Source organism: Paraburkholderia ginsengiterrae, from assembly GCF_001645125.1.
In the GTDB taxonomy this organism is placed as follows: Bacteria; Pseudomonadota; Gammaproteobacteria; order Burkholderiales; family Burkholderiaceae; genus Paraburkholderia; species Paraburkholderia ginsengiterrae.
Genome location: NZ_LXKA01000154.1, coordinates 95,689 through 119,557, shown reverse-complemented (window position 1 = coordinate 119,557; position 23,869 = coordinate 95,689). Strand labels below are relative to the sequence as shown.

General features: G+C 61.2%; 28 protein-coding genes and 1 tRNA gene. 12 read left to right on the top strand and 17 right to left on the bottom strand.

The genetic code is table 11. The features are described 5' to 3' along the window. Positions 1–44 precede the first annotated feature (44 nt). Both A6V37_RS12860 and A6V37_RS12855 read left to right on the top strand, forming a co-directional pair. Positions 45–890 (top strand): FTR1 family iron permease, encoded by an 846-nt coding sequence (locus A6V37_RS12860; protein ID WP_064266348.1) that lies wholly within the window; start codon positions 45–47, stop codon positions 888–890. Further along, positions 887–2,293: a 4Fe-4S binding protein gene (locus A6V37_RS12855; protein ID WP_075643480.1), complete on the top strand. Its 1,407-nt coding sequence runs from the start codon at positions 887–889 to the stop codon at positions 2,291–2,293. The genes A6V37_RS12860 and A6V37_RS12855 overlap by 4 nt, the downstream gene beginning before the upstream one ends. Before the next feature lie 308 nt (positions 2,294–2,601). Here A6V37_RS12855 and hemP read toward each other — a convergent pair whose 3' ends face one another. The 4 genes from hemP to A6V37_RS12835 form a co-directional block, all read right to left on the bottom strand. Continuing rightward, complete coding sequence (gene hemP, locus A6V37_RS12850) at positions 2,602–2,862, bottom strand: hemin uptake protein HemP (protein WP_064266347.1); 261 nt, start codon at positions 2,860–2,862, stop codon at positions 2,602–2,604. A 203-nt stretch (positions 2,863–3,065) separates the two neighbouring features. Beyond that, on the bottom strand, positions 3,066–3,548 hold the full coding sequence (locus tag A6V37_RS12845) for an SRPBCC family protein (RefSeq protein ID WP_064266346.1): 483 nt from the start codon (positions 3,546–3,548) through the stop codon (positions 3,066–3,068). Between the two features lie 40 nt (positions 3,549–3,588). Further along, entirely contained in the window at positions 3,589–3,987 is a 399-nt protein-coding gene (locus tag A6V37_RS12840; protein WP_064266345.1) for an OsmC family protein, read from the bottom strand. 134 nt (positions 3,988–4,121) lie between these two features. After that, positions 4,122–5,000, bottom strand: a complete 879-nt coding sequence (locus A6V37_RS12835) for a pirin family protein (protein WP_064266344.1) — start codon at positions 4,998–5,000, stop codon at positions 4,122–4,124. A gap of 122 nt (positions 5,001–5,122) precedes the next feature. Between A6V37_RS12835 and A6V37_RS12830 the strand changes: the two genes are divergently transcribed. Next, positions 5,123–6,109, top strand: coding sequence for a LysR family transcriptional regulator (locus A6V37_RS12830; protein ID WP_064266343.1), 987 nt, complete (start codon positions 5,123–5,125; stop codon positions 6,107–6,109). Between the two features lie 394 nt (positions 6,110–6,503). Here A6V37_RS12830 and A6V37_RS12820 read toward each other — a convergent pair whose 3' ends face one another. Genes A6V37_RS12820 through A6V37_RS12810 form a run of 3 tightly spaced genes read right to left on the bottom strand, consistent with a single transcriptional unit; the run spans position 6,504 to position 8,435 of the window. After that, positions 6,504–6,923, bottom strand: a complete 420-nt coding sequence (locus A6V37_RS12820; protein WP_064266341.1) for an ExbD/TolR family protein — start codon at positions 6,921–6,923, stop codon at positions 6,504–6,506. A gap of 16 nt (positions 6,924–6,939) precedes the next feature. Further along, positions 6,940–7,668, bottom strand: a complete 729-nt coding sequence (locus tag A6V37_RS12815; protein ID WP_064266340.1) for a MotA/TolQ/ExbB proton channel family protein — start codon at positions 7,666–7,668, stop codon at positions 6,940–6,942. A gap of 26 nt (positions 7,669–7,694) precedes the next feature. After that, a complete protein-coding gene (locus A6V37_RS12810; RefSeq protein WP_064286040.1) occupies positions 7,695–8,435 on the bottom strand; it encodes an energy transducer TonB in 741 nt (246 codons plus the stop codon). On the opposite strand from A6V37_RS12810, the gene A6V37_RS41330 reads away from it, so the two are divergent. Next, positions 8,334–8,657: a hypothetical protein gene (locus A6V37_RS41330; protein WP_165614407.1), complete on the top strand. Its 324-nt coding sequence runs from the start codon at positions 8,334–8,336 to the stop codon at positions 8,655–8,657. The genes A6V37_RS12810 and A6V37_RS41330 overlap by 102 nt on opposite strands. A 38-nt stretch (positions 8,658–8,695) precedes the next feature. Here A6V37_RS41330 and A6V37_RS12805 read toward each other — a convergent pair whose 3' ends face one another. From A6V37_RS12805 to A6V37_RS12785, 5 genes are all read right to left on the bottom strand, one after another. Beyond that, positions 8,696–8,932: a (2Fe-2S)-binding protein gene (locus tag A6V37_RS12805; protein ID WP_064266338.1), complete on the bottom strand. Its 237-nt coding sequence runs from the start codon at positions 8,930–8,932 to the stop codon at positions 8,696–8,698. Positions 8,933–9,175: 243 nt separating this feature from the next. Further along, the gene (murI, locus tag A6V37_RS12800; RefSeq protein WP_064286039.1) at positions 9,176–10,072 is read right to left on the bottom strand and encodes a glutamate racemase; all 897 of its coding nucleotides are present in this window, start codon (positions 10,070–10,072) and stop codon (positions 9,176–9,178) included. Between the two features lie 133 nt (positions 10,073–10,205). Beyond that, positions 10,206–10,685, bottom strand: coding sequence for a bacterioferritin (gene bfr, locus A6V37_RS12795; protein ID WP_064266337.1), 480 nt, complete (start codon positions 10,683–10,685; stop codon positions 10,206–10,208). A gap of 196 nt (positions 10,686–10,881) precedes the next feature. Continuing rightward, the gene (locus A6V37_RS12790) at positions 10,882–12,405 is read right to left on the bottom strand and encodes a fumarate hydratase (protein WP_064266336.1); all 1,524 of its coding nucleotides are present in this window, start codon (positions 12,403–12,405) and stop codon (positions 10,882–10,884) included. 54 nt (positions 12,406–12,459) lie between these two features. Continuing rightward, the gene (locus A6V37_RS12785) at positions 12,460–13,071 is read right to left on the bottom strand and encodes a TIGR00645 family protein (protein ID WP_075643479.1); all 612 of its coding nucleotides are present in this window, start codon (positions 13,069–13,071) and stop codon (positions 12,460–12,462) included. Between the two features lie 68 nt (positions 13,072–13,139). On the opposite strand from A6V37_RS12785, the gene A6V37_RS12780 reads away from it, so the two are divergent. From A6V37_RS12780 to A6V37_RS12755, 6 genes are all read left to right on the top strand, one after another. Beyond that, entirely contained in the window at positions 13,140–13,397 is a 258-nt protein-coding gene (locus A6V37_RS12780) for a hypothetical protein (RefSeq protein ID WP_064266334.1), read from the top strand. 331 nt (positions 13,398–13,728) lie between these two features. Further along, positions 13,729–15,711 carry an acetate--CoA ligase gene (acs, locus tag A6V37_RS12775; protein ID WP_064286043.1) on the top strand — a complete coding sequence of 661 codons (1,983 nt, stop codon included), beginning with the start codon at positions 13,729–13,731 and terminating at the stop codon, positions 15,709–15,711. Between the two features lie 149 nt (positions 15,712–15,860). Beyond that, complete coding sequence (locus A6V37_RS12770; RefSeq protein ID WP_064266333.1) at positions 15,861–16,253, top strand: DUF4212 domain-containing protein; 393 nt, start codon at positions 15,861–15,863, stop codon at positions 16,251–16,253. A 4-nt stretch (positions 16,254–16,257) separates the two neighbouring features. Next, positions 16,258–18,276 carry a sodium:solute symporter family protein gene (locus A6V37_RS12765; RefSeq protein ID WP_064266332.1) on the top strand — a complete coding sequence of 673 codons (2,019 nt, stop codon included), beginning with the start codon at positions 16,258–16,260 and terminating at the stop codon, positions 18,274–18,276. 59 nt (positions 18,277–18,335) lie between these two features. Continuing rightward, positions 18,336–18,426, top strand: a tRNA-Ser gene (locus A6V37_RS12760). A gap of 102 nt (positions 18,427–18,528) precedes the next feature. Then, the gene (locus A6V37_RS12755) at positions 18,529–18,882 is read left to right on the top strand and encodes a hypothetical protein (RefSeq protein ID WP_064266331.1); all 354 of its coding nucleotides are present in this window, start codon (positions 18,529–18,531) and stop codon (positions 18,880–18,882) included. Between the two features lie 1,510 nt (positions 18,883–20,392). Here A6V37_RS12755 and A6V37_RS12750 read toward each other — a convergent pair. The 5 genes from A6V37_RS12750 to A6V37_RS41325 all read right to left on the bottom strand — a co-directional run bounded on the left by A6V37_RS12750 (position 20,393) and on the right by A6V37_RS41325 (position 22,159). After that, positions 20,393–20,860 carry a hypothetical protein gene (locus A6V37_RS12750; RefSeq protein WP_064266330.1) on the bottom strand — a complete coding sequence of 156 codons (468 nt, stop codon included), beginning with the start codon at positions 20,858–20,860 and terminating at the stop codon, positions 20,393–20,395. Between the two features lie 11 nt (positions 20,861–20,871). Next, positions 20,872–21,309 carry a hypothetical protein gene (locus A6V37_RS12745; RefSeq protein ID WP_064266329.1) on the bottom strand — a complete coding sequence of 146 codons (438 nt, stop codon included), beginning with the start codon at positions 21,307–21,309 and terminating at the stop codon, positions 20,872–20,874. Further along, the gene (locus A6V37_RS12740; protein WP_064266328.1) at positions 21,302–21,526 is read right to left on the bottom strand and encodes a hypothetical protein; all 225 of its coding nucleotides are present in this window, start codon (positions 21,524–21,526) and stop codon (positions 21,302–21,304) included. The genes A6V37_RS12745 and A6V37_RS12740 overlap by 8 nt, the downstream gene beginning before the upstream one ends. After that, entirely contained in the window at positions 21,519–21,737 is a 219-nt protein-coding gene (locus A6V37_RS12735; protein WP_064266327.1) for a hypothetical protein, read from the bottom strand. The genes A6V37_RS12740 and A6V37_RS12735 overlap by 8 nt, the downstream gene beginning before the upstream one ends. A 98-nt stretch (positions 21,738–21,835) precedes the next feature. Continuing rightward, positions 21,836–22,159, bottom strand: coding sequence for a hypothetical protein (locus A6V37_RS41325; protein ID WP_064266326.1), 324 nt, complete (start codon positions 22,157–22,159; stop codon positions 21,836–21,838). 100 nt (positions 22,160–22,259) lie between these two features. Here A6V37_RS41325 and A6V37_RS12725 point away from each other — a divergent pair, with 100 nt between their 5' ends. Together A6V37_RS12725 and A6V37_RS12720 are read left to right on the top strand one after the other, a co-directional pair. Then, entirely contained in the window at positions 22,260–22,490 is a 231-nt protein-coding gene (locus tag A6V37_RS12725; RefSeq protein WP_064266325.1) for an Arc family DNA-binding protein, read from the top strand. Positions 22,491–22,634: 144 nt separating this feature from the next. Then, complete coding sequence (locus tag A6V37_RS12720; RefSeq protein ID WP_064266324.1) at positions 22,635–23,615, top strand: hypothetical protein; 981 nt, start codon at positions 22,635–22,637, stop codon at positions 23,613–23,615. Positions 23,616–23,869 lie beyond the last annotated feature (254 nt).

Below are 23,869 nucleotides of genomic sequence, written 5' to 3'. Positions count from 1 at the left end.
TCACGCGTTCGCTGAAGCAGTAGCAGGGTAGAGGGAGAGCAGGGATGGGTCAGATTCTATTCATCGTGTGGCGGGAGAGTGTCGAGGCGTTGCTGGTCGTCGGCATCCTGTACGCTTGGCTGAAAAATGGCGACGACGACGCGCGCCGCGGTTTGCCGTACCTGTGGGGCGGCGTGGTGGCCGGTCTGATCGCGGCGGTGGCGCTCGGCGCGGCGCTGGTCGGCTTCACCGAAGTGCTCTCCGGCGACGCACAGGACTACTTCCAGACCGCGATGGTGCTGGTCGCCTGTGTGCTGATCGTGCAGATGGTGCTGTGGATGAAGCAGCACGGCCGTTCGCTCAAACGCGATATGGAACAGTCGCTGCAAAAGAGCCAGCGTGACTCGAACTGGTGGGGCGTCGCGTTGCTGGTGGCACTCGCGATTGCGCGGGAAGGCAGCGAGACGGTGATCTTTCTGTACGGTCTCGGTTTCGGCCAGTCGGGTCACGTGGACGGCAGCCAGATGCTCGCGGTCGCGATCGGCCTCGGTCTCGCGCTCCTGACTTTCTACCTGCTGCAACTGGGCGGCAAGTTCTTCTCGTGGCGGCTCTTTTTCCGCGCCACTGAAATCATGCTGCTGTTCCTTGGCGCGGGCCTGTTCCAGACGGGTGTCGACAAGCTGATCGACAAGGAAATCCTGCCGACGGTCATCGACCAGATGTGGAATTCGTCGGCGATCCTCGATGACTCCAGCACCTTCGGTTCGCTGGTCGCGACCCTCACCGGCTACCGCGCACACCCTGCGCTGATGAATCTGATCGCCTACGCCGCGTACTGGGCGGTGGTGTATCTGCTGGTGCGCCGCGCGAATCGCAAGCCGGCGCAGCAAGCCGCCGGGCGCCCGGCATGAGCAGCGTCATGACACGCCCGGGCCGCCTCGCCGCGGCCGGGCAGTGGATGCAGCGCCACGGCGCCGCGATTCGCGGCATCCAGTGGGTCGTGGTGGCGGTGTACGCGTTGCTGATCGTGGTGCCAGCGGCCATGCCGCTGCCGGACGATACCGCGCATCTGTGGAACAACCTGACGCTCGCCGCGCAGTTCGTGTTCTGGGGCATCTGGTGGCCGTTCGTGCTGCTGTCGATGGTCATGCTCGGCCGAGTCTGGTGCGGCGTGCTGTGTCCCGAGGGCGCGCTGGCCGAATTCGCCAGCAAATATGGCCGCGGCCGGGCGATCCCGCGCTGGATGCGCTGGGGCGGCTGGCCGTTCGTCGCGTTCGGCATCACCACCATCTACGGTCAGATGGTGAGCGTCTACCAATATCCGAAAGCCGTGCTGCTCGTGCTGGGCGGATCGACGCTCGCGGCGATGATTATCGGCGTGCTGTACGGACGCGAGAAACGCGTTTGGTGCAAGTATCTGTGCCCCGTCAACGGCGTCTTTTCGCTTCTGGCGCGCCTCGCGCCGTTCCACTACAAAGTCGATGAAGACGCATGGCGCCGCTCCTACAAGAACGGCGAGCATGGGCATCGGGTGATTCCGATCAATTGCGCGCCGCTCGTACCGTTGCGCAATATGAAGGGCGCCTCGGACTGCCATATGTGCGGGCGCTGCAGCGGGCACCGCGACGCGATTGCGCTGACGTGGCGCGCGCCGTCGTCGGAAGTCGTGCAACTCGGCGACAAACAGGCGAATGCGTGGGACACCGCGCTGATCCTGTACGGACTGCTCGGTATCGCCATTGGCGCGTTCCACTGGACCGCGTCACGCTGGTTCGTCGACCTGAAGATGTTTTTCGCGACGTGGCTGGTCGATCACGACATCACGTGGCCGCTCGACACCAACGCGCCGTGGTTCCTGTTCACGCATTATCCCGAGCAGAACGATGTGTTCTCGTGGCTCGACGGCACCATGGTGATCGGCTACATCCTCGCCACGGCGCTGGTGTATGGCACCGCGCTGCTGATCTTGCTGATGGGCGCGACGCGCATGCTGGGCCGCTTCAGCCAGGTGCGTCTGCATCATTTGACGCAAGGGCTGATTCCGATCGCGGGCGCCGGTGTGTTCCTCGGCCTGTCTGCCACGACGCTGTCGCTGCTGCGTGCGGAGCATGTGCCGTTGTGGTGGGCGTCGGATCTGCGCATCGCAATTCTGGCGATCGCCAACCTGTGGAGCGCATGGCTCGCCTGGCTCGTTACGCGCCGCTATAGCGAGCGCCTCGTTCAACGCGGTCTCGCGATGCTGTGGTTCATCGCGGCATTAGCCGTGGTCGATAGCGCGTGGTGGCTGATGTTCTGGGGCTGGGCTTCGAAGTAACGCAGTCTTGATACGCCAGCCCCGCGCTTAGATGTACCTACGGGCAGCGAGCCAAACAAAAAGCCGTGGAGACGATGATGTCATCCACGGCTTTTTTCATTGTCTGCATGAAGGGCGCACAGTGTTGCATTGCATGTGGCCGCCTCGCGTGAGGACCAAAAAAGTGGCCTGGCTGGCTGCGACGGCTGGCTTGGTGTCTGCACGAAGGGGTCTAGTTCTCGCGTGCAAGCCGTCGTGGCTGGCTAATGCCTAACACCTCGTTGGGAGGTGGTCCCCACAATACCCGGTACTGACTTCTGTGTTCGTTCCTACTTCGTCAGGATCAGCTTGCCCAGGCGCGTGGCGCGCAGCTGGTAGGTCTCGCCGTTATGCACGATGCTGACGTGGCTATGTCCTTGCAGAAGCGCTTCGCTGCGCACGCTTCGCTCCGTGGTCTCAACCGGCCCGTTGACGCGACTCGCGGCGGGCTTCGCAGCGGTTGTTGCCGTTGCCGACGTCTTAGGGCGGCTGGTCAGCGCGGCCGCCGGGCGGCGCAGGCTGAGCGTGGAAGGGCGCGTGAGATCGGTCATTCGTTTTAGCTTGTTGGTCGATTCGATGGATTGATTCTAAATGATAACTATTCCTATTTACAAGGTGACGAAATTGATCGAAGTTGCGTTTCGATAGTTTGACAACGGGGAAGGACGACGAGATGGGCTTGAAGAAAATCATCCCGACCTGACAGCCAGGCAGGTCGGGTCAGACTGTGCGGGCAGGGCGCCCGCGTAGCCGGTCAATGCAGCGAACCGGGTTCCTGCTTCGTTTGAACGTACTGGCGAATCAGCCGCACGGTATCGATATCGTTCTCGCGATACGCCGACTTCACGATCTCCTGCGTCTGATGTGCATCGGGATCGGTCGATTCGGGCAGCGTGGTCGCGTACTGGAAGCGCAGGAACAACTGCAATTCGTCCGGCTGTTCGATGGTCATGGTCAGCGATCCGCCGACATGATCCGCCGTGGGCATAATGTCGTAGCGCACGCTTTGGCTGGCCTCCAGGGTGACACGATCGCGCACCGTTGCCTGGCCGTAATGCAGCTCCCGTTCGAGGACGTTGCCCTCGCGCGAAAGAATCGTGCAACTGTCGAGTCCTATCACGAACAGTTGCGGCTGCTCCGCACGCAGCACGAGACCCTCCCACAACTCATCGCGGGTCATCGCCTCGACAAACGGATTCAACGGATCGTTGATCTGGATAAGGTGTTCGAAATTCAAAACGACAGCTTCCTATGAAAGCGTTTCAACACGTGCCGCATCACGCGACGGCGAGCCCCGTACGGATCGAGATCGTATGCGTCAGGATCTTGTGAACTGGGCATGCATTCGCTATTTGCAAGAGCCGTTCCCGTTGTTCGTCGGACAGATCGCCTTCGAGCACGATCTTGCGGTCGATGGTCGAACCCTCACCGCCGGTTTCCATGGAGAGCGTCACGCGCACGCCAGTGAGCGGCCACTCCTTGCGCTGAGCGTACATCTTCAGCGTAATGGAGGTGCACGCACCGAGGCTCGACAGCAGCAAGCCGACGGGCGTCGGCCCGCGATCACCGCCGCCAACCGACTCGGGTTCGTCGGCAAACCACGCGTGCTTGCCGTCGTCGAAAGTAACCTGGAAATTCGTCGAACCAATGTGGGCGGTGACGGTGGACTCTGCCATGCGTGCTCCTGATCAGGGACGGAAGTCGCCGCGCGCCACGCCGCTCATCATGATCGAGCAGTGTGGCGCGCGGCTGGAAACATCATTGTGAACGAATTTACCGCCTTTCGCGCACTGCGCGACCCGCTGGCCGCTCAGTGCGTGATCGCACCCATGCGCCCGGCCTGGTAGTCGACGACGGCCTGGCGGATTTCATCTTCCGTGTTCATGACGAACGGGCCGTAGCGCACCACCGGTTCTTTCAGCGGCACGCCGCCGAGCAGCAGCACCTCGAGCGGCTCGGCACCGGCGGTGAGCGTGACCGAGTCGCCATCGTTCTGAAAAATCACCATCTTCTGCGCGTCGATTTCCTGGCGTGCGTCGCCCTCGCCGTAGAAGCCCTTGCCCGACAGGCTATAAGCGAACACGCGATAGTCGGCCGGCACCGGCTGCTGGATCGTCGCGCCCGGCTGCAGCGAAAAATGCTGATAGAGAATCGGCGTGCGTGTTTCGATGACGGCCTTGACGCCGAGCGCCTCGCCCGCGATCACCTTGACGCGCACTTGCCCATCCGCGGAAGTCGCCACGGGAATGCGCGACGACGGAATTTCCTGGTAGCGCGGCGCGATCATCTTGTCGCGGCGCGGCAGATTCACCCACAGCTGCAAGCCATGCACGCGTCCGCCGCTGCGCAAGAACGACGGGTCTGGCATTTCACTGTGCACGACGCCCGCGCCCGCGGTCATCCATTGCACGTCGCCGGGGTGCAGCGTGCCGGAATGGCCCGCCGAGTCCTTATGGCCGAACTGGCCCTCGAGTGCATAGGTGACGGTTTCGAAGCCGCGATGCGGATGATCCGGCGCACCCACGGCCTCGCCGGGTGCGTAGTCGACCGGTCCCATTTCGTCGAGCAGCAGGAACGGGTCGAAATCCATCAACAGACGGGTCGGAAACGGGCGGTGGACAATAAATCCGCCACCCTCGGTCGTGCGAACGGCGGGAACGACGCGTTCGATCGTGCGGGTCGTGCTCATCAAAGTCACCTCAAAAAATGGGGAATAGCATTATTTTTGAAACATGGAGCTATTATAGGGACCGTTTTACAGGGCGCCAGCCACCCTCAAGCAATGGATTGTTCTATTACTGGAACGATGAGATGAAGATCGATTCACACAATCTGAATGACCTGATGTACTTTTCGCAGGTCGTCGAACATGGTGGCTTTTCCGCCGCGGAACGCGTGCTGGGGATCTCCAAGTCGCGCCTGTCGCGCCGTTTGACCGAGCTGGAGGCGTCCCTTGGCGTGCGGCTCCTGCAGCGCTCCACGCGCAAGCTGGCGCTGACCGAAGCAGGACATCTGTTCTACCAGCATTGCCAGGCGATGCTGAGCGAGGCACAGGCGGCCGTCAACGTCGTGCAGCAACTGCGCTCGTCGCCGCGTGGCACGGTGCGCGTCAGTGTGCCGGTCACCATCTCGCAGACCATCATGTCGCAGATCCTGCCCGAATTTCTGCACCGCTATCCCGAGGTGCGCGTTTCCATGCGGGTAACGAACCGCGTGATCGATCTGTTCGAGGATTCGATCGACGTCGCGCTGCGCGTGCGCTCCGATCCGCCGGAAAACGCCAACATCGTGGTCCGCCCGCTGTGGCGCACGCAGCAGATGCTGGTGGGCGCGCCGAGCCTGCTGCAGCAGAATGCGCCGCCGTTGCAGCCGGCCGATCTGGTCCGCTTCGAAACGCTCGACGTGCCGACCGGCGACGGCCGCCACGTCTTCAACCTGATCGCGCCCGACGGAACGCGTCACGTGCATGAACATGAACCACGTCTCGTGACCGCCGATCTGATGACGATTCTTGAGGCGGTGCACGCCGGCGTGGGTATCGCCGCCTTGCCCGAGATGATGTACGGCGCCGCGTTGCGCGCCGGACAATTGTCGCCGGTCATGCCGGGCTGGACGCTCCCGACGCCGCAGTTGTACGCTGTATTCGTGTCGCGGCAGGGAATGGTGCCGGCCGTGCGCGCGTTTGTCGATTATCTGGTCGAGATGCTCGATCCGGACGAGGGCAAGCACATCATGGGCGAGTGTCCCGTACGCGACGAAGCTGGTATGGCTCAGCCCGCGTTGGCCATCGCGTCGTAGCACGTCCTGCGCGTTGCGGCATCGCTTTTAGCATTTAAGCGCGGTTTGTCATGAGTACTTTCAATGACAGTTTGCTTGAATGCACGCGAGCTCAGGCCTATAGTGGAGTCCTTCGCTAAGGAGTCTCTTATGCGGAAACTCATGGCCGCTATGATAGTCGGCCTGATAGGGCTAACCGCGCTGTCCGTGTCGACCACGGCTGTCGCATGCGGTGATTCGAGCTATCAATCTTCGAGCGATGGTAAGTGATCCCGCAGCCCGAAGGCGCCGAGTGCGCAAAAAAAAAGGCCTTCATCTGACGATGAGGGCCTTTTACTTTTGGGCCCCTGTTTCAGGGGCTTTTCTGCATTTTTCGGCAGGCGCTGCTTAACACAGGCGCGCGCCAACCAGCAGGTCATTTGGCGTTGGGCTGCGTAACGAAGCCGATTTTCGTGAGGCCGCCGGCCTGCGCCGCCGACATCACTTGCGCCACTTTCTCGTACGGAACCTTGCGGTCCGCATCCAGATGCAGCTCCGGTTGCGGGTTCGCCTGCGCGGCCTCGGCAATCTTCGCGCGCAGTGCCGCGTCGTCGACTTGTCTGTCGTCCCACGTGACGTTGCCGTTGGCGTCGACCGCGACGTTCACTTGCGCGGGCTTGGTGTCTTCCTTCTGACTGTTCGCGTGCGGCAGATCGATTTTGACCGCGTGACGAATCACCGGAATCGTCACCATGAAGACGATCAGTAGAACCAACATCACGTCGACGAGCGGCGTCATGTTGATTTCGTTCATCAGGCCGTCGTCATCGTCGCCGGCGAAGGGGCTCATTGCCATCGGAGTGCCTCGTCGATCAGTTGGCGCGGGTCGCGAGGCGCAGACCGTCGCGCTTGGACGACGACAGACGTGCGCCCGTCACGAAGAACGCGTGCAGGCCATGCGCGAAACGGCTCAGTTTGGCGACCACGGCCTTGTTGGCGCGCGTCAGGGCGTTGTAGCCGAGCACGGCCGGAATCGCGACGAACAGGCCGAACGCGGTCATGATCAACGCTTCGCCAACCGGACCGGCCACCTGGTCGATCGACGACTGGCCGCTCGCGCCGATCGCCAGCAGCGCGTGATAGATGCCCCACACCGTGCCGAACAGGCCGACGAACGGCGCCGTGCTGCCGATCGACGCGAGAATCGCGAGACCGCTTTGCATTCGAGCGACGCTCTCATCCATCGTGTCCTTCAGGCAACGCGTGACCCAGTCCGACACGTCCATGCGGTCGTGCAGATGCGGCTGCGTCTGATGGTGATGGTCGGCCGCTTCCTGGCCCGACAGCGCGAGCGCGAGGAACGGATTGTCGTGCGGCGTCGATGAACCGGCGCCGAGCTTTTTCACACCGTCGGCAAGGTCGTCCGAATGCCAGAACGCCTGCTCGGCATTCTTCGTGAGACGCTTCAGGCGCACCACGTTCCAGCTCTTGACGACGATCACGCTCCACGACATCACCGACATGATCAACAGCGCGAGCGCGATGCCGCGCGTCACGATATCCCCTTGCGCCCACACGTGCGCCAATCCGTAGTTTTGCATTGTGTTTCCTCTTTTTGAGATCTGCTTCAATCGTTCAGATTGAAGTCGTAAGGCTGGGTGTAAGCGGCCCGAACCGGCTGGCCGTTCTCGAGATAGGGCTTGCAGGCGCTTGCGCGCACGGCGGCGAGCGCGGCGTCGTCGAGGCGGCTGAAGCCGCTGCTCTTCTTCAGTTCGATGTTTTCGATCTGGCCGGTCAGGCCGACCACGAACTTCACATACGCGGTGCCGGTTTCGCCGCGACGCTTCGAGAGCGACGGATACTCGGGTTTGGCGATATTGCAGTCGAGGTGCGAGACGTTCTTCGGCGCGCTGATTTCCATCGTCTGACGGCAGATTGCGGGTGCGGCAGGAGCCGGCGGCGCAACCGGAGCGACCGGTGCCGCGGGCGCGGCCGGCGCAGGCTCGGGCGCCGCGACGGGCGTCGGCGACGGCGCGGCGGCCACCGGCAGCGGCGTTGGCTTGGGCGTCGGAACCGGCTTCGGCTGGACTTTGGGCTTGCTGTGAACCGGCGGCGTTGGCGTCGGCGGAGGAGGCGCCACGGATTGCATCGCGACGGGCGCGGCAACCGGTGCCGGCGGCAGCAGATGCGCGGTCATCACGTGAGATTCGAGTGCGGGCTGCACCGGTTCGTGACGCAGCGTCATCACCACGGCAAGCAGTGCGACGTGAATCGCCGCAACCACGGCGGTTGCGGTCAAGGCGCGGGAATTCAGACGGACGGACGAAGCAGGCATGGTGCCGGTGGAAGCAATACGCAAAGCCGGCATATTAGCGTGGCGGCGCGCTGGCGAGGCAGCGCGTCAGACAAGACATTGTCATGTTCGGAATATCAGCAGCGATATGAACAAAGTAGTCACGAAACCAATCAGCAATTCCATCTCGAACTCCTTGAAGAGGTGAGCGGGTTAGCTGGCTGGTATGAATACTGGCTTGCTGACGGCAGTGGGATAGCGCTTGAAGAGAAGAGCGCGAACGGCAGTGGGCGCTGAGCGCCCGCGCGGCGCGAGCCGCGTGTTGCAGCCTGGTGTCAGGCTGCCTTGCGTTCGTAAAACGTCAGCGGCACGGCTTGCGGGTGATGTTCGAAGCCGCAACGGCTCGCGCACACGCCGCTTTGCATCATGACGTCGCGCACGGTGTCTGCGCACTTGCCGCAGCAGGACGCGACACCGAGCTCGAACTGCAACTCGTCGAACGAGTCGACGCCTTCCGCGATCGAAGCACGGATCTTTCGGTCAGAAACAGACTTGCAGACACAGACAATCATGGCAGGGCGTGATAGCTAACGTTAATGCGAATTATTATCATTTTGTTTGAGCGGTTTGGCAAGCGTCCTGCGGGATTTTTTGTAACAAAACCAGACTCTTAGAAGGGTTTCAGTGATTGGGCGGCATCCGGCGCGAGCGGCCGCGGCACGTGAAAACGCCTAAAAATTGTGCGAAATGATGCGTGGCGGGGCAAAAACGGCGCGTCAATGACGCGTTATGCGGGGGAAATTCCGCGCGAGAAGTTATGCAGCCTGGGAATCCGGCGTAGCGGTACGGCGCGAGGGGATCAGCACCTGTTCGACCGTCGCGTCGATGTGCAGCAGCGTGGCCGCCAGTTGCTGCTGATGCGAGCCGTCGCCGGTCGAATAAAAGCGGGGCGGAACGGCGGCGCTGGAGTCATCATGATCAGCGGCGGCGCGCAAGCCATGCTGGTCGAGCACCCGTTCCAGTTGCCGCGCAATCGCCACGCTGGTGTCGATCAGCGTCAGCCGGTCGCCGACGATGTCGCGGATGGCCGCGTCGAGAAACGGGTAGTGCGTGCAGCCGAGCACCAGCGTATCGGCGCCGGCGTCGAGCATGGGCTGCAGGTAGCCGCGCAGCAGCGCGCGGAGTTCAGCCGAGCCGATGTCGCAGCGTTCCACGGCCTGCACGAGCCCGTGGCCCGGCTGGCAGAGAAAGCGGCAATCGGCGGCGTAGCGCTCGAGCAGCCCCTGGAAGCGGGCGCTGCGTAGGGTCACCTGAGTGGCCAGCACGCCGGCGACGCGGGTTTTCGACTGCAGCGCGGCGGGTTTGATGCCGGGTTCGACGCCCACCAGCGGAATGGGCAGCTTTTCACGAACCAGCGCGATCGACTGGGCGGTTGCCGTGTTGCAGGCCACGACCAGCGCCTTCGCGCCCTGCCTGACCAGCCATTCGCCGATCGCGAGCGTGCGGTCGGTAATGAAGTCGTCGTCGCGCTCGCCGTAAGGGGCGTAGAGCGAGTCGGCGGCATACAGGATCGTTTCGTCAGGCAGTTGCGCCCGAACCGCCCGCAGCACCGACAAGCCGCCCAGCCCCGAATCGAAAATGCCGACCGGCGCGCGCGAACCGGCGCCGGCAGTCGAGATGCGTGCGTTGGTAGACGGCGATTCTGCGGGCATAGGCGAGATGGACGCGCGTGGCACGGCGGTCAAGGAAAACTCGGGAAGTGCGCAAGTATATCGCCCGCGCGGCATGGGCCATCGCAAAATGCCAGGTCCATGAGCGGGTGCGGGCGGGCGTGGCGCGGTTCGATCAGGACTCGACCGAGCCCATGGCGGATTGCTGGTAGTTCTGGATGCCGACCTTGTCGATCAGGTCGAGCTGGGTTTCGAGCCAGTCGATGTGTTCTTCCGTGTCGTCGAGAATCTTCACGAAGATCTCACGCGAGATGAAATCGCGAACCGACTCGCAATACACGATGGCTTCTTTACAGGTGCTCTGCGAAATCTGTTCGAGCTTCAGGTCGCATTCGAGGATCTCTTTGGTTTCCTCGCCGATCAGCAGCTTGTGCAGGTCTTGCAGATTGGGCAGGCCGTCGAGCATGAAAATGCGTTCGATAAGCCAGTCGGCGTGCTTCATTTCGCCGATCGATTCGTCATATTCATGCTTGCCGAGTTTCTCGAGGCCCCAGTGCTTATACATCCGCGCGTGCAGGAAGTACTGGTTGATGGCAGTCAGCTCGTTCTTCAATTGCGAGTTCAGATACTCGATAACCTTCTTGTCGCCTTGCATGATATTTCCTTATAGGGACTTTGAATTTCCAACAACAATAAACGCCTGACCTGAAAAAGCCAAGAAAACAGAAGCAACTTTTGACGTTGTTTTCTGCATCAGGTCAGGTCGCCCGTCTCGCGCCGCGCGCGGCAATAAAAAAAGCCGGGACCGCAGCCCCGGCTTCCTGAGACACGTGACAGGCGTTAGCGGCGCATCAGGCCGTCGCGACCGGAATCTTGCCGATCTTGGCTTGCCATTCCTTCGGTCCGGTCTGGTGGACCGACGTACCGTTCGAATCGACGGCCACCGTCACCGGCATGTCCTGCACGTCGAATTCGTAGATCGCTTCCATGCCGAGGTCTTCGAACGCCAGCACCTTGGCGCTGCGAATCGCCTTCGACACCAGGTACGCCGCGCCGCCCACGGCCATCAGGTAAGCGGCCTTGTGCTTCTTGATCGCCTCGATCGCGACCGGGCCGCGCTCGGCCTTGCCGATCATGGAGATGAGGCCGGTTTGCGCCAGCATCGTCTCGGTGAATTTGTCCATGCGCGTGGCGGTGGTGGGGCCGGCGGGGCCGACGGCTTCGTCGCGCACCGGATCGACCGGGCCGACATAGTAGATTACGCGGTTCGTGAAGTCGACCGGCAGCTTTTCGCCCTTTGCCAGCATGTCGGCGATGCGCTTGTGCGCGGCGTCCCGGCCCGTGAGCATCTTGCCCGACAGCAGCAGCGTCTGGCCCGGCGTCCACGAGGCGACTTGTTCCGGCGTGAGCGTGTTCAGATCGACGCGCTGGCTCTTCTCGGTGTCCGGCTCCCACTGCACCTTCGGCCATGCGTCGAGCGACGGCGCTTCGAGCTTGGCGACGCCCGAGCCGTCCAGCGTGAAGTGCGCGTGGCGCGTGGCGGCGCAGTTCGGGATGATCGCGATCGGCTTGCTCGCGGCGTGAGTGGGCGCGGCCATGATCTTCACGTCGAGCACGGTGGCGAGGCCGCCGAGACCTTGCGCGCCGATGCCGAGCGCGTTGACCTTCTCATGCAGTTCGACGCGCAATTCTTCGATCCAGTCCTTCGGGCCGCGTGCGATCACGTCCTGAATGTCGATCGGGTCCATGAGCGATTCCTTCGCCATGACCATCGCTTTTTCAGCCGTGCCGCCGATGCCGATGCCGAGCATGCCCGGCGGGCACCAGCCCGCGCCCATGGTCGGCACGGTCTTCAGGATCCAGTCGACGATCGAATCCGACGGATTCAGCATCGCGAACTTCGACTTGTTTTCCGAGCCGCCGCCCTTGGCCGCCACCTGCACGTCGACCGTATTGCCCGGCACGATCTCGTAGTGGATCACGGCCGGCGTGTTGTCCTTGGTGTTCTTGCGGCCACCTTCCGGCGGGCTCACGATCGACGCGCGCAGCACGTTGTCCGGGTTCAGATAACCGCGACGCACGCCTTCGTTGATCATGTCCGTGACGCCCATGGTCGCGCCATCCCAACGCACGTCCATGCCGACCTTCACGAACACCGTGACGATGCCGGTGTCCTGGCAGATCGGGCGCTTGCCTTCGGCGCACATGCGGCTGTTGGTGAGAATCTGCGCGATGGCATCTTTCGCCGCCGGGCTCTCTTCGAGCTCGTAAGCGCGGCCCAAGGCCTGGATGTAGTCGAGCGGATGGTAATAGCTGATGTACTGAAGCGAATCAGCAATGCTCTGAATCAGATCTTCCTGTTTGATGACGGTCATGGCTAGCTCAGTGGGGACGGTGGCGCTTGTTGTCGGACACGCAGGGCAGTGCGGTCAGTCGTGCGCCTTCAGGGGAATGGAACCTTTTGCGGAACCCACCGCGTGCAGCACGGTGGGTTCTTCGAAATGCTTGGGATGCGTATGCGTGGTCAGGCGGTCGACTGCTGCCATCACGAGCGCCGACACGAGGAAGGCGACGTGGATGATGACCTGCCACATGATCGTATGCGTCGAATTCTGTTCGGGGCTGATGAAGGTCTTCAGCAGGTGGATCGACGAAATGCTGATCAGCGCCATGGACAGCTTGACCTTCAGCACGCCGGCGTTCACGTGATCGAGCCACTCCGGTTCGTCCGGATGACCCTCAACGCCAAGGCGCGAAACAAACGTTTCATACCCGCCGATGATCACCATGATCAGCAGGTTCGAGATCATGACCACGTCGATCAGGCCGAGCACGACCAGCATGATGTTGGTTTCGTCGAGCGTCATGGACGCTGTGACGAGATGCCAGACTTCCTTGAGGAACAGAACGACGTAGACGGCCTGGGCCACGATCAGGCCCAGATAGAGCGGCACCTGCAGCCAGCGGCTCATGAAGATGATGACCGGCAGCGGGCGCATGGGGCGGCGCTGAGGAGCGGAGTCGAGTCGCGAAGCGGACATAGGCAAGAGTCAGATGAAACGCAGGTGACGGGACACGGACTAAACGCGCGGCCGGGTGCGCGGATTGCATGCTCGATACGCTCAGGGATCAGGCACGCTATCCGGGCGCGGACGGCGCGGTACACGCGCCCGCGGAGACCGGAAAAGTTCGCGGCGGGCGCGTTATTGTACAGCGTCGGCTAAATTTGCTGCGTTGCGGAGGGCAGGCTGACGGCGCCATCGGCCGGATCCGCCTGAGCTTCGGGCTCGCGAGGCCGGTGCCCGTGACCATGCGGACGAGCGCGATCGAGGTGAGTGCCCGACCGGTCGGACGCTCTTTGAAGTGATGAGCAGCCGTAAGACACGCTTCAAACTGGAATCCAGACGGCTAGTTCAGTTAGCATGTTAAGAGAAGCTGCGGAGAAGGCCGCGCGCGTAAGTGGCCGGTAAGTTGCAGCGCTTATGTTTGAGCTTGAGAGCGGAATGCCGCCTCGCACCCGTTCATGGTGCAGTGCCACATGAACGAACGGTGCAGGCGCGCGGGCCGCGGCGCAACGATCAATGATCGGGGCGCGAGGGTTGGAGACAGCACGCCGCTCGTTGCGGCGTCAACAAGACAAGGCGCGCCACGGTGCGCCGGCACAGGTTTTACGTTTCATCTTCACCAAGGGGTTGTCGATGTCTGCGATTGAATCGGTTCTTCACGAACGCCGTGTTTTCCCGCCCTCCGCTGCAGCAGCGGCGGGTGCCTCGATCTCCGGTATGGATGCGTACCGGACGCTGGCCGCCGAAGCGGAACGCGATTACGAAGGGTTCTGGGGGCGCCTCGCACGCGAGACGCTAAGCTGGAAAACGCCTTTCACCAAGGTGCTCGACGAATCGAAAGCGCCGTTCTATACGTGGTTCGAAGACGGCCAGCTGAACGCGTCGTATAACAGCCTCGACCGTCACGTCGAAGCCGGCAACGGCGCCCGTGTCGCGATTATTTTCGAAGCCGACGACGGCACCGTCACCAACGTCACCTATCAGGATCTGCTGCAACGTGTCTCGCGCTTTGCGAACGCGCTGAAAAAGCGCGGCGTGAAGAAGGGCGACCGCGTGGTGATCTATATGCCGATGTCGATCGAAGGCATCGTCGCCATGCAGGCTTGCGCGCGGATCGGCGCCACGCATTCGGTGGTGTTCGGCGGCTTCTCGTCGAAGTCGCTGAATGAACGGCTGGTGGACGTGGGCGCGGTCGCGCTCGTCACCTCCGACGAACAGATGCGCGGCGGCAAGGCGCTGCCGCTGAAGAACATCGCCGACGAAGCCCTCGCCATGGGCGGCTGCGAAGCGGTCAAGAGCGTGATCGTGTACCAGCGCACCGGCGGCAAGATCGCCTGGAACGAAGGCCGCGATCTGTGGATGCACGAACTCACGCAGGCGGAATCGGATCAATGCGCGCCCGAGTGGGTCGGCGCTGAGCATCCTTTGTTCATCCTCTACACGTCGGGTTCGACGGGCAAGCCGAAGGGCGTGCAGCACAGCACCGGCGGCTATCTGCTGTGGGCCGCGCAGACCATGAAGTGGACCTTCGACTGGAAGCCCACGGATGTCTTCTGGTGTACGGCCGACATCGGCTGGATCACGGGGCATAGCTACATTGCGTACGGTCCGTTGACGCTCGGCGGCACCCAGGTGGTGTTCGAAGGCGTGCCGACTTATCCGAACGCCGGGCGCTTCTGGGACATGATCGCCAAGCACAAGGTGTCGCTGTTCTATACCGCGCCGACCGCGATCCGTTCGCTGATCAAGGCCGCCGACGCTGACCCGAAAGTGCACCCGAAGAGCTACGACCTGTCCACGCTGCGCATCATCGGCACGGTCGGCGAGCCGATCAATCCGGAAGCCTGGGTGTGGTATCACGAGAACGTCGGCGGCGGCCGTTGCCCAATCGTCGATACGTGGTGGCAAACCGAAACGGGCGGCCACATGATCACGCCGCTGCCGGGTGCCACGCCGCTCGTGCCGGGTTCGTGCACGCTGCCGCTGCCGGGCATCATGGCCGCGGTCGTCGATGAAACCGGCCAGGACGTGCCGAACGGGCAGGGCGGCATTCTGGTCGTGAAGCGCCCGTGGCCGGCCATGCTGCGCAACGTGTGGGGCGATCCGGACCGTTACAAAAAGAGCTACTTCCCTGAAGAACTCGGCGGCAAGCTGTACCTCGCCGGCGACGGTGCGGTGCGCGACAAGGAAACCGGCTACTTCACGATCATGGGCCGTATTGACGACGTGCTGAACGTTTCCGGCCACCGTCTCGGCACGATGGAGATCGAGTCGGCGCTGGTGTCGAACCCGCTCGTGGCCGAGGCAGCCGTGGTGGGCCGCCCCGACGATACGACCGGTGAAGCCGTATGCGCCTTCGTCGTACTCAAGCGCGCGCGTCCGGAAGGCGAGGAAGCGGTGAAGCTCGCCAACGAACTGCGTGCATGGGTGGGCAAGGAGATCGGTCCGATCGCCAAGCCGAAGGACATCCGCTTCGGCGAGAACCTGCCGAAGACGCGCTCGGGCAAGATCATGCGCCGTCTGTTGCGCTCGCTGGCGAAGGGCGAGGAAATCACGCAGGACGTGTCCACGCTGGAGAACCCGGCGATTCTCGATCAGCTCGGCGAATCGCTCTGAGGTTGCCTTGAGCCTCGGCTAGCTGCAAGGGCGCGTCGACCGATGCGCCCTTGTCCTGCTGTAGAGATTGGCCACTGAAGTCACCCTGCAGAAGCCACCGCGCGGACAATCCCGATTGCCTGCCCGGTGGCTTTTTGATACATAGGCGCATGGCCGCGCCGCACCACACCTCCCACGCTACGCTCAATCCCGCGCCCGAACCGCCCGCGGTCTCGGCAGCGATGGCGCGCGCGCATCAGAAGTACTGGCGCTTCAACCTCAAGCTGATTGCCGCGTTGATGGCGGTGGGCTTCATCGTCTCGTTCGTTTTGCCGCTGATGGCGCCGGCTCTCGCGCAAGTGCGCATCGGTGGCTTCAGGCTGCCGTTTTACTTCGGCGCACAGGGCGCGATTCTGATCTACGTGGCGCTCATCGTCGTGTATATCGTGCTGATGCAGCGCGCCGACCGCCGGCTGCAACGCGCCTTCGATGCGGACGCGCTTGCTGGTGCCGGCACCGGCATCGACACCGATACCGGCGTCGCCGCCGCGCGCGGAAACTGAGCCGATGAAGCTGACGAACCGGCTGATCCGCTCCTACGCCCTCTATACGCTCGGTTTCCTGTTGTTCGTTTACGTGATGTGGCGCATCGAGCGCACCACCGGTCCCGGCGTGTGGATCGGCTACGTGTTCCTGTTCGTGCCGATCGCGGTGTATGCGGTGATCGGCGTGCTGTCGCGCACCTCCGATCTCGTCGAATACTACGTGGCGGGGCGGCGCGTGCCGTCCGCCTTCAACGGCATGGCGACGGCCGCCGACTGGTTGTCGGCGGCATCGTTCATCGGTCTCGCCGGGTCGATCTATACGACCGGATACGACGGACTCGCTTATCTGATGGGCTGGACCGGCGGCTATTGTCTCGTCGCGTTCCTGCTGGCGCCCTATGTGCGCAAGCTCGCGCGCTACACGATTCCCGATTTTCTCGGCACGCGTTTTTCGAGCAACGCGGTGCGCGGCCTTGCGGCGTTGGCGGCGATCCTGTGTTCGTTCGTGTATCTGGTGGCGCAGATCCAGGGTGTCGGCCTGATTGCCACGCGCTTTATCGGTGTGGATTTCGCCATTGGCATTTTCTGCGGACTCGCGGGCATTCTGGTGTGTTCGTTTCTCGGCGGGATGCGCGCCGTGACGTGGACGCAGGTCGCGCAATACATCATCCTGATCGCGGCGATTCTGATTCCCGTCGCGATGATCGCGCATAAGGACGGCCTCGGCTGGGTTCCGCAATTCAACTACGGCCGCCTGATGGAGCGTGTCGAGGGTCTCGAGAACCAGGTGCGCGACGCGCCGCTGGAGCAGACCGTGCGCGACGATTACCGGCGCCGTGCCGCGCTGATGCAGACGCGGCTCGACACGCTGCCGCAATCGTTCGTCGACGAGAAGCAGCGGCTGACGCAGGAGGTCGCCGACCTGCGCCGCCATAACGGCCCGCTGCGCGAGATCAAGGAGCGCGAGAAGGCGCTCGAACAGTTTCCACGCGACGCCGCCGCGGCGCAGATCGTCTGGAGCCAGCGTCGCGACGAAATGTTGATGCGCGCCGCCGCGCCGGTGCCGATGCACGAGCCGTTCCCCGCCGTGGCCGATGAAGACCGGCGCACTCATGAGCGCAATTTTCTTTCGCTGTTGCTGTGTCTGTCGCTCGGCACCGCGAGCCTGCCGCATATTCTGACGCGCTATAACACGACGACTTCGGTGGCCTCGGCGCGGCGCTCCGTCGGCTGGACGCTGTTTTTTGTCGCGCTGTTCTATCTGACGGTGCCGGTGCTGGCGGTGTTGATCAAGTACGACATCCTGACCAACCTGGTCGGCCATCCATTTGCGGATTTGCCGCAGTGGCTCACGCAATGGCGCAGGGTGGAGCCGAGCCTGATCAGTCTCGCCGATACGAATGGCGACGGCATTGTGCGCTGGAGCGAGATTCAGATGCAGCCGGATATGGTCGTGCTGGCCGCGCCTGAGATCGCGGGGCTGCCGTATGTGATGTCGGGATTGATTGCGGCAGGGGCGCTGGCCGCGGCGCTCTCGACGGCGGACGGCTTGCTGCTCACGATTGCCAACGCCTTGTCGCACGATGTGTACTACCACATGGTCGATCCCAATGCATCGAGCCAGCGGCGTGTGACGATCTCGAAGATTCTGCTGCTGGGGGTGGCGCTGTTTGCGTCGTATGTGGCATCGTTGAATACGGGGAATATTCTGTTTCTGGTGGGCGCGGCGTTTTCTCTGGCGGCGTCGAGTCTGTTTCCGGTGCTGGTGCTTGGCGTGTTCTGGAAACGCACCACGCGGCTCGGGGCGGTGGCGGGCATGGTGGCGGGGCTGGTGGTGTGCATCTACTACATCGTCTCGACGTATCCCTTCTTCACGCAGATGACGGGCTTCGCGGGCGCGCGATGGTTCGGCATCGAGCCGATCAGTTCAGGCGTTTTTGGCGTGCCGGCGGGGTTTCTGGTGGCGATCGGCGTGAGTCTGATCGACCGGAAACCGGATGCTTATACGAGGGCGTTGGTGGACTACATCCGGCATCCGTAGGTGCGTTTGCGCGAAGGTGTGGCGCAAGGCCCGAAGTTTGCTATAATTCGACTCCCGCCGGAGAGATGGATGAGCGGTTTAAGTCGCACGCCTGGAAAGCGTGTATAGGTTAATAGCCTATCGGGGGTTCGAATCCCCCTCTCTCCGCCAGGACATCAATGAATACGGGCTTCTCAGCCCGTTTTTCATTTCTACCCGCCAAAGAACCCGCCTTAATCAAAAACGTCGTATTTCTGCCACGGGAGGCACGAAATGCCAAGCTTCACGCTCACCACACGGGTTGTTCTGCACAAGGACGACGCGCGCAAACAGCCACATCCCACAGACGCAAAGGAATACGATACGCTCCACGCTGAGATGCACTCTCGCGGGTATCGCCGGTTCTACGTCAATAAGGACAAGGAAAAGCTCAAGTTACCGCCAGGCGAATACACCATCGACCTTGATGCAGATGATGGCGTGGCAGCCCGCACGGCGGCAATGGGCAAAGCGAAGGCGGCAGCCACGATTGCCACTTCGGAGAAACGCTTCAGCGTCCTCGTCACTGGTGGCGATAATATTCGCGGGCATCAACTCGAAGCAGTCACCAAAGATCCCGACGCTTAGTGAAGTAGTGCGGCCCGCGCCCTCACCAAAGGACGCACCGAAGCCCACCTTTGGTGAGGGCGCGCGTGAGCACTTGCTAAGCAGACGCTTGCGGTTTGATGTCGGCTTGATATCAAGGTGTAATCCGATTACACCCGGGGCCTTCAAGGACAGAGCCACAGACAGTGGTTCTGGTGTCCAGAAGCGGGACCAAATCGGGCAATTCACCTCCTTGTAGCATCCCACAAGCATTGCTTCGAGCATCCTCGTTGCATCGCGTTGCGCTGCGTTGCCGTTCGTTGCAATGGTCCCGAATTTGGGAGGGTTCCGTTTTTGGTACCGTTGAAGTCCCGATTTAGGACTGTCCGCCGGACGTCCGCGGGACATCCTTGGGACAAAGCGCTTGGGTCCTTGGGGACAAGTTCTGTCACAGAGCGTCGACAGACTCTGTCACTGGAAACGCCTGCACCGTTACCGTAGCGTTACTGTCACGTGACGAACGGTGACGCTCCGGAAACCCACCGTGAACCCACGGGTAACCGTCGGGTTTCAAGAAGGGGCATGCAAGGGGCTTCGAAGGGGTTGTCGAATCAACAACCCCAGTTGTCAAAACGACAACCGTTGCCAGATCAGCAACGGGGGATATCGGAGTGCGGCAAGGGGGGGGTTACCGAATCAGGAACGGTTACTGGATTGGTAACGCTGCGGCGATTTCGCGGATTATTTGCGCCTGCGGGAAAGGCTTGACCACTGCGGCCCGCGGGTTTTTTTGCGCGAGTTTTTGGGCCAATTTTTGCGAAATTTTTGGCCAATTTTGCGCCCGCGCCCTCTAAACCTCTTAAATCGGCAAGATTTCCAGGCTTCGCCAGCATGGATTTTCAGCCGACGTTGCCCCCTACCCCTAGCAGAAGTGCTTGGGCTGGAGCGGAGATTTCAGCACCCGATGGGTCGCGGATTTTTACATGGGGCCGTCCAACGACGCAGAGCGCCTTTCTGTCCCTCCCACATGCCCTGTAGGCCAATCCACTGCCAGCCTACCTAGACGCGGATTTGCACCGGCTCAGACTTCGGCAACGTCTAGGGTTAAGCGGTTTTCTCGGTAGCAGCCCCACATGCGGCTCATTGCTGACGCGACCGGCACGGTCTGAGCCAAGGCATAAAAAAACCCCAAGAAAGCTTTGCTGGGGCAAGGGCTTGGCGAGCCAGGCAACTATGATCCCCGAATGGTGCGAAGTGACCAATAGATCAAAGCTGCCATAACAAGCCCCAGCAAAACGCTCTCGGGGTTCGGTCGTGCAACATCGCTTCTTCGGGCGTCTAGTTGCCAGACCAGACGTCCCAATATTATGGGAAGAAGGATGCGTTTGCAACTTGGATGATTCGAAATGCCAACGATTTTTTCTGAAGTCAAGGCAATCGTTTGCGAGCTACCGTTGGTAGGGTGGGTGGCTTGGCGGGTATATCAGATCTTGCACCCTCTGGGCCTTACCCACGAGCACTTACAGGCGGACGCACCCTCCGGCGAACCGCTTTAGTACGTTTCGTCGTTCGCCGCCGGCATCGACGAAAATCGCCTTAGCTGCCAGTCCCGGATCTGCACAAGGGCGTTAGCCCACTCGCTCGGCGACAGATTGCGCCAGAAGCGCTCAGGCTTCGGCCATACCCGCTTCACGCGAAAGCCGTCGATGTCATGCCATGCCGGGCTAACCGGATTGGCTCGAGACGCGGGCGTGTACAAAGCAACGAACGCCGGCAGATTCGCCATCTTCGCAAGCTCGCGGATAACGCCAGTAGGCTTCTCCTGGCCGATGTCCTGCGCGACCTCGACGAGCGCCAGCGGCAGTTTTCCGGAGTAGCCATACTCGACGAACAAAACGCTATCGAGGTCGGCCATCGTCAGAGACTGCGCCTGCCGACGGCCGAGGAAGCGACTAATCGATCGCGACCGGTGCCAGACACCATAGGCACGGTCGCGGATGAGATGTTGTTCTTCTTGCATGACGTGGTTCTCTAGTCAGTGCTAGGCGCTTGCGACAGCGGGCGACTGGTCTGCTCGGCTAGCTTCCTATAGCGCTCCAGGAGTTCGAAATTAGCGTCTCTTCCAATGGCATTCATCTCCTCAATGGCGCTCAAAGTGTCGGCGGCGCCGTATAGGAGTTCGGGCATGCCGATGGGTTGGAACGCGCCGCTTCTTAGTCCCTCTCTATCCATCTCATCCGCGACCAGCGCAGCGACTCCTATAAGTGTTTTGCGCAAATTCAAGGCCATTAACTCGGTGCTGTCGCAAGTGTAAGAGAGCCATTCCAGTTCTTTTTCGCTCGTTTCGTGGATGTCCATACGGTTCCAGAGGAACTGGAGAAGGCCCCCAACGTCATGAGTTTGGCGTGGACGATCTTCGGTTTCAGCCGGGGCTTTTTGCTCCGCAAAGTTCTTGGCATCGTTATGCATGGTCGTTCTCCGCGGTTGTGCGATTTGCTTTGCTCGTGCCCAAAATAAGATCTTGGAGTTTGCGGGCCATGTCGGCGCAGGCCCACATGTAGTTGTCTTGAATATTGTCGGACATCCTGCGGAACGGTTCGCCGCATTCGCCGCAAGTCACGGTGAGCATCGCGCTCAATTTCTGAACGAGCTCGTCTATACGATCTTGGCGGTGGAGGTCAGACATGGTTCACCTCATCACCGAAGAAGTCGCATTCCGATTCCGCACGTTCGGACTGGTACCCGGTCGTTTCGACGCCAATCTGTGCAAGTAAGAACGGCAAATCCTTGTCGCCTTCGAGAAACGCCTTTTCGATCGCAGCAAACAAGGCGCCGGCTTGCTGGAGCGCCTTCGCGGCGTAGCTCAATTCCTGCTGGGCGCGCTTGGCAAGTTCCACCGACGATATTGCGGACGGTACGGCAGTTAAATGAGACATGATGTGGACTCCTATTAGGTAGTAAAGCGCCAATATCGGCGCAATGCCTACAGTACGCCTTAACCGGCCACCGATAGCGATGACCGCCTCGACGTGCGACGCTCGTACAGGCGCGCCCCTCGGCGAGGCGTCGGGAATGTCTTTCGCGCCCGAGCTAGGGGTGTTGGGTCTGCATAGACTGGGAAGATCCGTACAAGGCCTTTATCGATGCCCTTGTGCGGGAAAAAGCGATAGAGCGTGCTATCGCGGCGCGCGGCAAGCACGAAAGAATTTGGCGCGAAGTCATCGGCATCGATTACCGCAGCCCTGACGGTGAATTGCTCACTCCCTAGGGTGACGGTGCTGCCAACTACCCAGCAGCGCTCCGCTATGGCGTTCTTCATGGCGACTCCCTTGATGGAATTGCATTGATTTGGATTCCCGCTTTCAATGTAGCAAAGTGCTACGTTGATAGCAAGCACTTTGCTATGTCATAATCAAATCATGACCAGCGAAGACATCCAGACCAACCTCAGATTGCCCGCAGACCTGAAAGAGCGGCTGAAGCAGGCGGCTGACGCCAGCAATCGATCGATGAACGCCGAGGTCGTCGCGCGGCTCGAAGAGAGCTTTACGGGCGGTGCTGCGCCAATCGACGAACATACCCTCGACCTCTTCGCCGAGAAGGTGGGGCAGGTGCTGGACGAGCGGGAAAAGAAGAAAAGGAAAAGCTGACCCGGCTATATGGCGGGTTAATGGCGGGTATATGGAAGTAGGGGCCGCATTAGCCTGCTGCTGGATATTGTGAGGCGGAGGAGGGCTCCGCCCGATCCGAGCTTAGCAACGTCCACAATCTGTTTCTTGAGCCTTGGCGTGTCCATGGACCTGACGAACGAAACGCGAAACCAGCATTTCCTGCCGCAGGTCGAGCAGCGGCTCAACGCGCACAATCCTGATGCGCCGGCTAGCAAGCAACGAATCTATGCGTTCAAGGTCATCGACCGGGAAGCGCTGACCATGCAGCTAGAGTCCAAGCGCGGGCGGTCGATCGCAAATAATCTCTCCTTCCTGGATCTCTTCACGTTCGACACGTCGTTCGACACGTCCGAGCGAATGAATTTCGAGTCTCTGTTTCGGCAATATGAAAACCAAGTAGCGTCCCTGACTAACTCACTACTTCAAAAGATGGAAACCGGCCAGCGTGACAATACAGACGAGGTCGTCGACCTGTTCGCCGCAAAGCTGCTAAATTTTTCGCGCAATCCGTATTCAGTTACCAAGGTTCTCAATACTTTTGGCGTTCTGGCCGACTACCGCCCGACCGATCCCAAAAAGCAGCGCCTGTTTGACCGAATCGTTGAGGGCCGGAAGCCTCAGCAGGCTTGGCTCTGTGCCCAACTGGGACTCTCCGATACGGACTACGTCAAATGGCTGAAAATGTTGTTCATGTTGTTCATGGAAGGCACGCCGTCTGGAGAGTCAATGCTGGACATGACAGCCCGGAGCATCTTCGAGCGCAAAGGTCACCACGCTGCCGTATTGATCTCGCGTTACAGCAAGCCGGGCTGCCTACTGTCTGATCGGTCGTTCAGCACAAACATTGATCGACCTGACGCCAACGGATTTGACTTCAATCTCAGCTCGCGGGCGTTCATACGATACCTCTTCATTGAAACCGATGGCGTAGTACCGCCCGCGGCACCGCGCCATTTAGTCGAAATGTATCGCCAGCAAACTCACGACGTGCAGTTGATGCACTTCACTGACAATGAGCCGCTGCTAAAAGGCTTCAATCGAAACGTCGTCTATCAATGCTATAGCCACGTGTTTTGTGCAATTCCAGAGGGGATTGTTCTTTGATCAACAGGGGCACCGTCTGAAGGGTGTTATACCCAAACCGCGGAAGTTGGTTGACGAAGGGAAGGCCCCGGTAGCCTCTGCAGCGATCGGGGCCGATTGTGGATGAATCCACGCCGGACGCTTGGGGCCTTGACCTGAATAGCGCTACGGCGGAATCAAGTTCCGGCCGTGCTTGGCTTGTCGGAAACGTTTACCTATGATGAATCCACAGCTACGGGGGACCTATCATGGCAACCAAATCGACCAAGACCAGC

What these genes read in the sequence shown, in the direction of transcription:
- A6V37_RS12770 (WP_064266333.1), top strand. Translation starts at nt 15,861, where the DNA reads ATGGCCGCGCCGCACCACACCTCCCACGCTACGCTCAATCCCGCGCCC.
- A6V37_RS12790 (WP_064266336.1), bottom strand. Translation starts at nt 12,405, where the DNA reads ATGACCGTCATCAAACAGGAAGATCTGATTCAGAGCATTGCTGATTCG.
- A6V37_RS12815 (WP_064266340.1), bottom strand. Translation starts at nt 7,668, where the DNA reads ATGCAAAACTACGGATTGGCGCACGTGTGGGCGCAAGGGGATATCGTG.
- A6V37_RS12740 (WP_064266328.1), bottom strand. Translation starts at nt 21,526, where the DNA reads ATGTCTGACCTCCACCGCCAAGATCGTATAGACGAGCTCGTTCAGAAA.
- A6V37_RS12830 (WP_064266343.1), top strand. Translation starts at nt 5,123, where the DNA reads ATGAAGATCGATTCACACAATCTGAATGACCTGATGTACTTTTCGCAG.
- A6V37_RS12810 (WP_064286040.1), bottom strand. Translation starts at nt 8,435, where the DNA reads ATGCCGGCTTTGCGTATTGCTTCCACCGGCACCATGCCTGCTTCGTCC.
- A6V37_RS12835 (WP_064266344.1), bottom strand. Translation starts at nt 5,000, where the DNA reads ATGAGCACGACCCGCACGATCGAACGCGTCGTTCCCGCCGTTCGCACG.
- acs (WP_064286043.1), top strand. Translation starts at nt 13,729, where the DNA reads ATGTCTGCGATTGAATCGGTTCTTCACGAACGCCGTGTTTTCCCGCCC.
- A6V37_RS12855 (WP_075643480.1), top strand. Translation starts at nt 887, where the DNA reads ATGAGCAGCGTCATGACACGCCCGGGCCGCCTCGCCGCGGCCGGGCAG.
- A6V37_RS12780 (WP_064266334.1), top strand. Translation starts at nt 13,140, where the DNA reads ATGCTCGATACGCTCAGGGATCAGGCACGCTATCCGGGCGCGGACGGC.
- A6V37_RS12725 (WP_064266325.1), top strand. Translation starts at nt 22,260, where the DNA reads ATGACCAGCGAAGACATCCAGACCAACCTCAGATTGCCCGCAGACCTG.
- hemP (WP_064266347.1), bottom strand. Translation starts at nt 2,862, where the DNA reads ATGACCGATCTCACGCGCCCTTCCACGCTCAGCCTGCGCCGCCCGGCG.
- A6V37_RS12820 (WP_064266341.1), bottom strand. Translation starts at nt 6,923, where the DNA reads ATGGCAATGAGCCCCTTCGCCGGCGACGATGACGACGGCCTGATGAAC.
- murI (WP_064286039.1), bottom strand. Translation starts at nt 10,072, where the DNA reads ATGCCCGCAGAATCGCCGTCTACCAACGCACGCATCTCGACTGCCGGC.
- A6V37_RS12805 (WP_064266338.1), bottom strand. Translation starts at nt 8,932, where the DNA reads ATGATTGTCTGTGTCTGCAAGTCTGTTTCTGACCGAAAGATCCGTGCT.
- A6V37_RS12750 (WP_064266330.1), bottom strand. Translation starts at nt 20,860, where the DNA reads ATGCAAGAAGAACAACATCTCATCCGCGACCGTGCCTATGGTGTCTGG.
- A6V37_RS41325 (WP_064266326.1), bottom strand. Translation starts at nt 22,159, where the DNA reads ATGAAGAACGCCATAGCGGAGCGCTGCTGGGTAGTTGGCAGCACCGTC.
- A6V37_RS12785 (WP_075643479.1), bottom strand. Translation starts at nt 13,071, where the DNA reads ATGTCCGCTTCGCGACTCGACTCCGCTCCTCAGCGCCGCCCCATGCGC.
- A6V37_RS12720 (WP_064266324.1), top strand. Translation starts at nt 22,635, where the DNA reads ATGGACCTGACGAACGAAACGCGAAACCAGCATTTCCTGCCGCAGGTC.
- A6V37_RS12745 (WP_064266329.1), bottom strand. Translation starts at nt 21,309, where the DNA reads ATGCATAACGATGCCAAGAACTTTGCGGAGCAAAAAGCCCCGGCTGAA.
- bfr (WP_064266337.1), bottom strand. Translation starts at nt 10,685, where the DNA reads ATGCAAGGCGACAAGAAGGTTATCGAGTATCTGAACTCGCAATTGAAG.
- A6V37_RS12755 (WP_064266331.1), top strand. Translation starts at nt 18,529, where the DNA reads ATGCCAAGCTTCACGCTCACCACACGGGTTGTTCTGCACAAGGACGAC.
- A6V37_RS12840 (WP_064266345.1), bottom strand. Translation starts at nt 3,987, where the DNA reads ATGGCAGAGTCCACCGTCACCGCCCACATTGGTTCGACGAATTTCCAG.
- A6V37_RS12765 (WP_064266332.1), top strand. Translation starts at nt 16,258, where the DNA reads ATGAAGCTGACGAACCGGCTGATCCGCTCCTACGCCCTCTATACGCTC.
- A6V37_RS12860 (WP_064266348.1), top strand. Translation starts at nt 45, where the DNA reads ATGGGTCAGATTCTATTCATCGTGTGGCGGGAGAGTGTCGAGGCGTTG.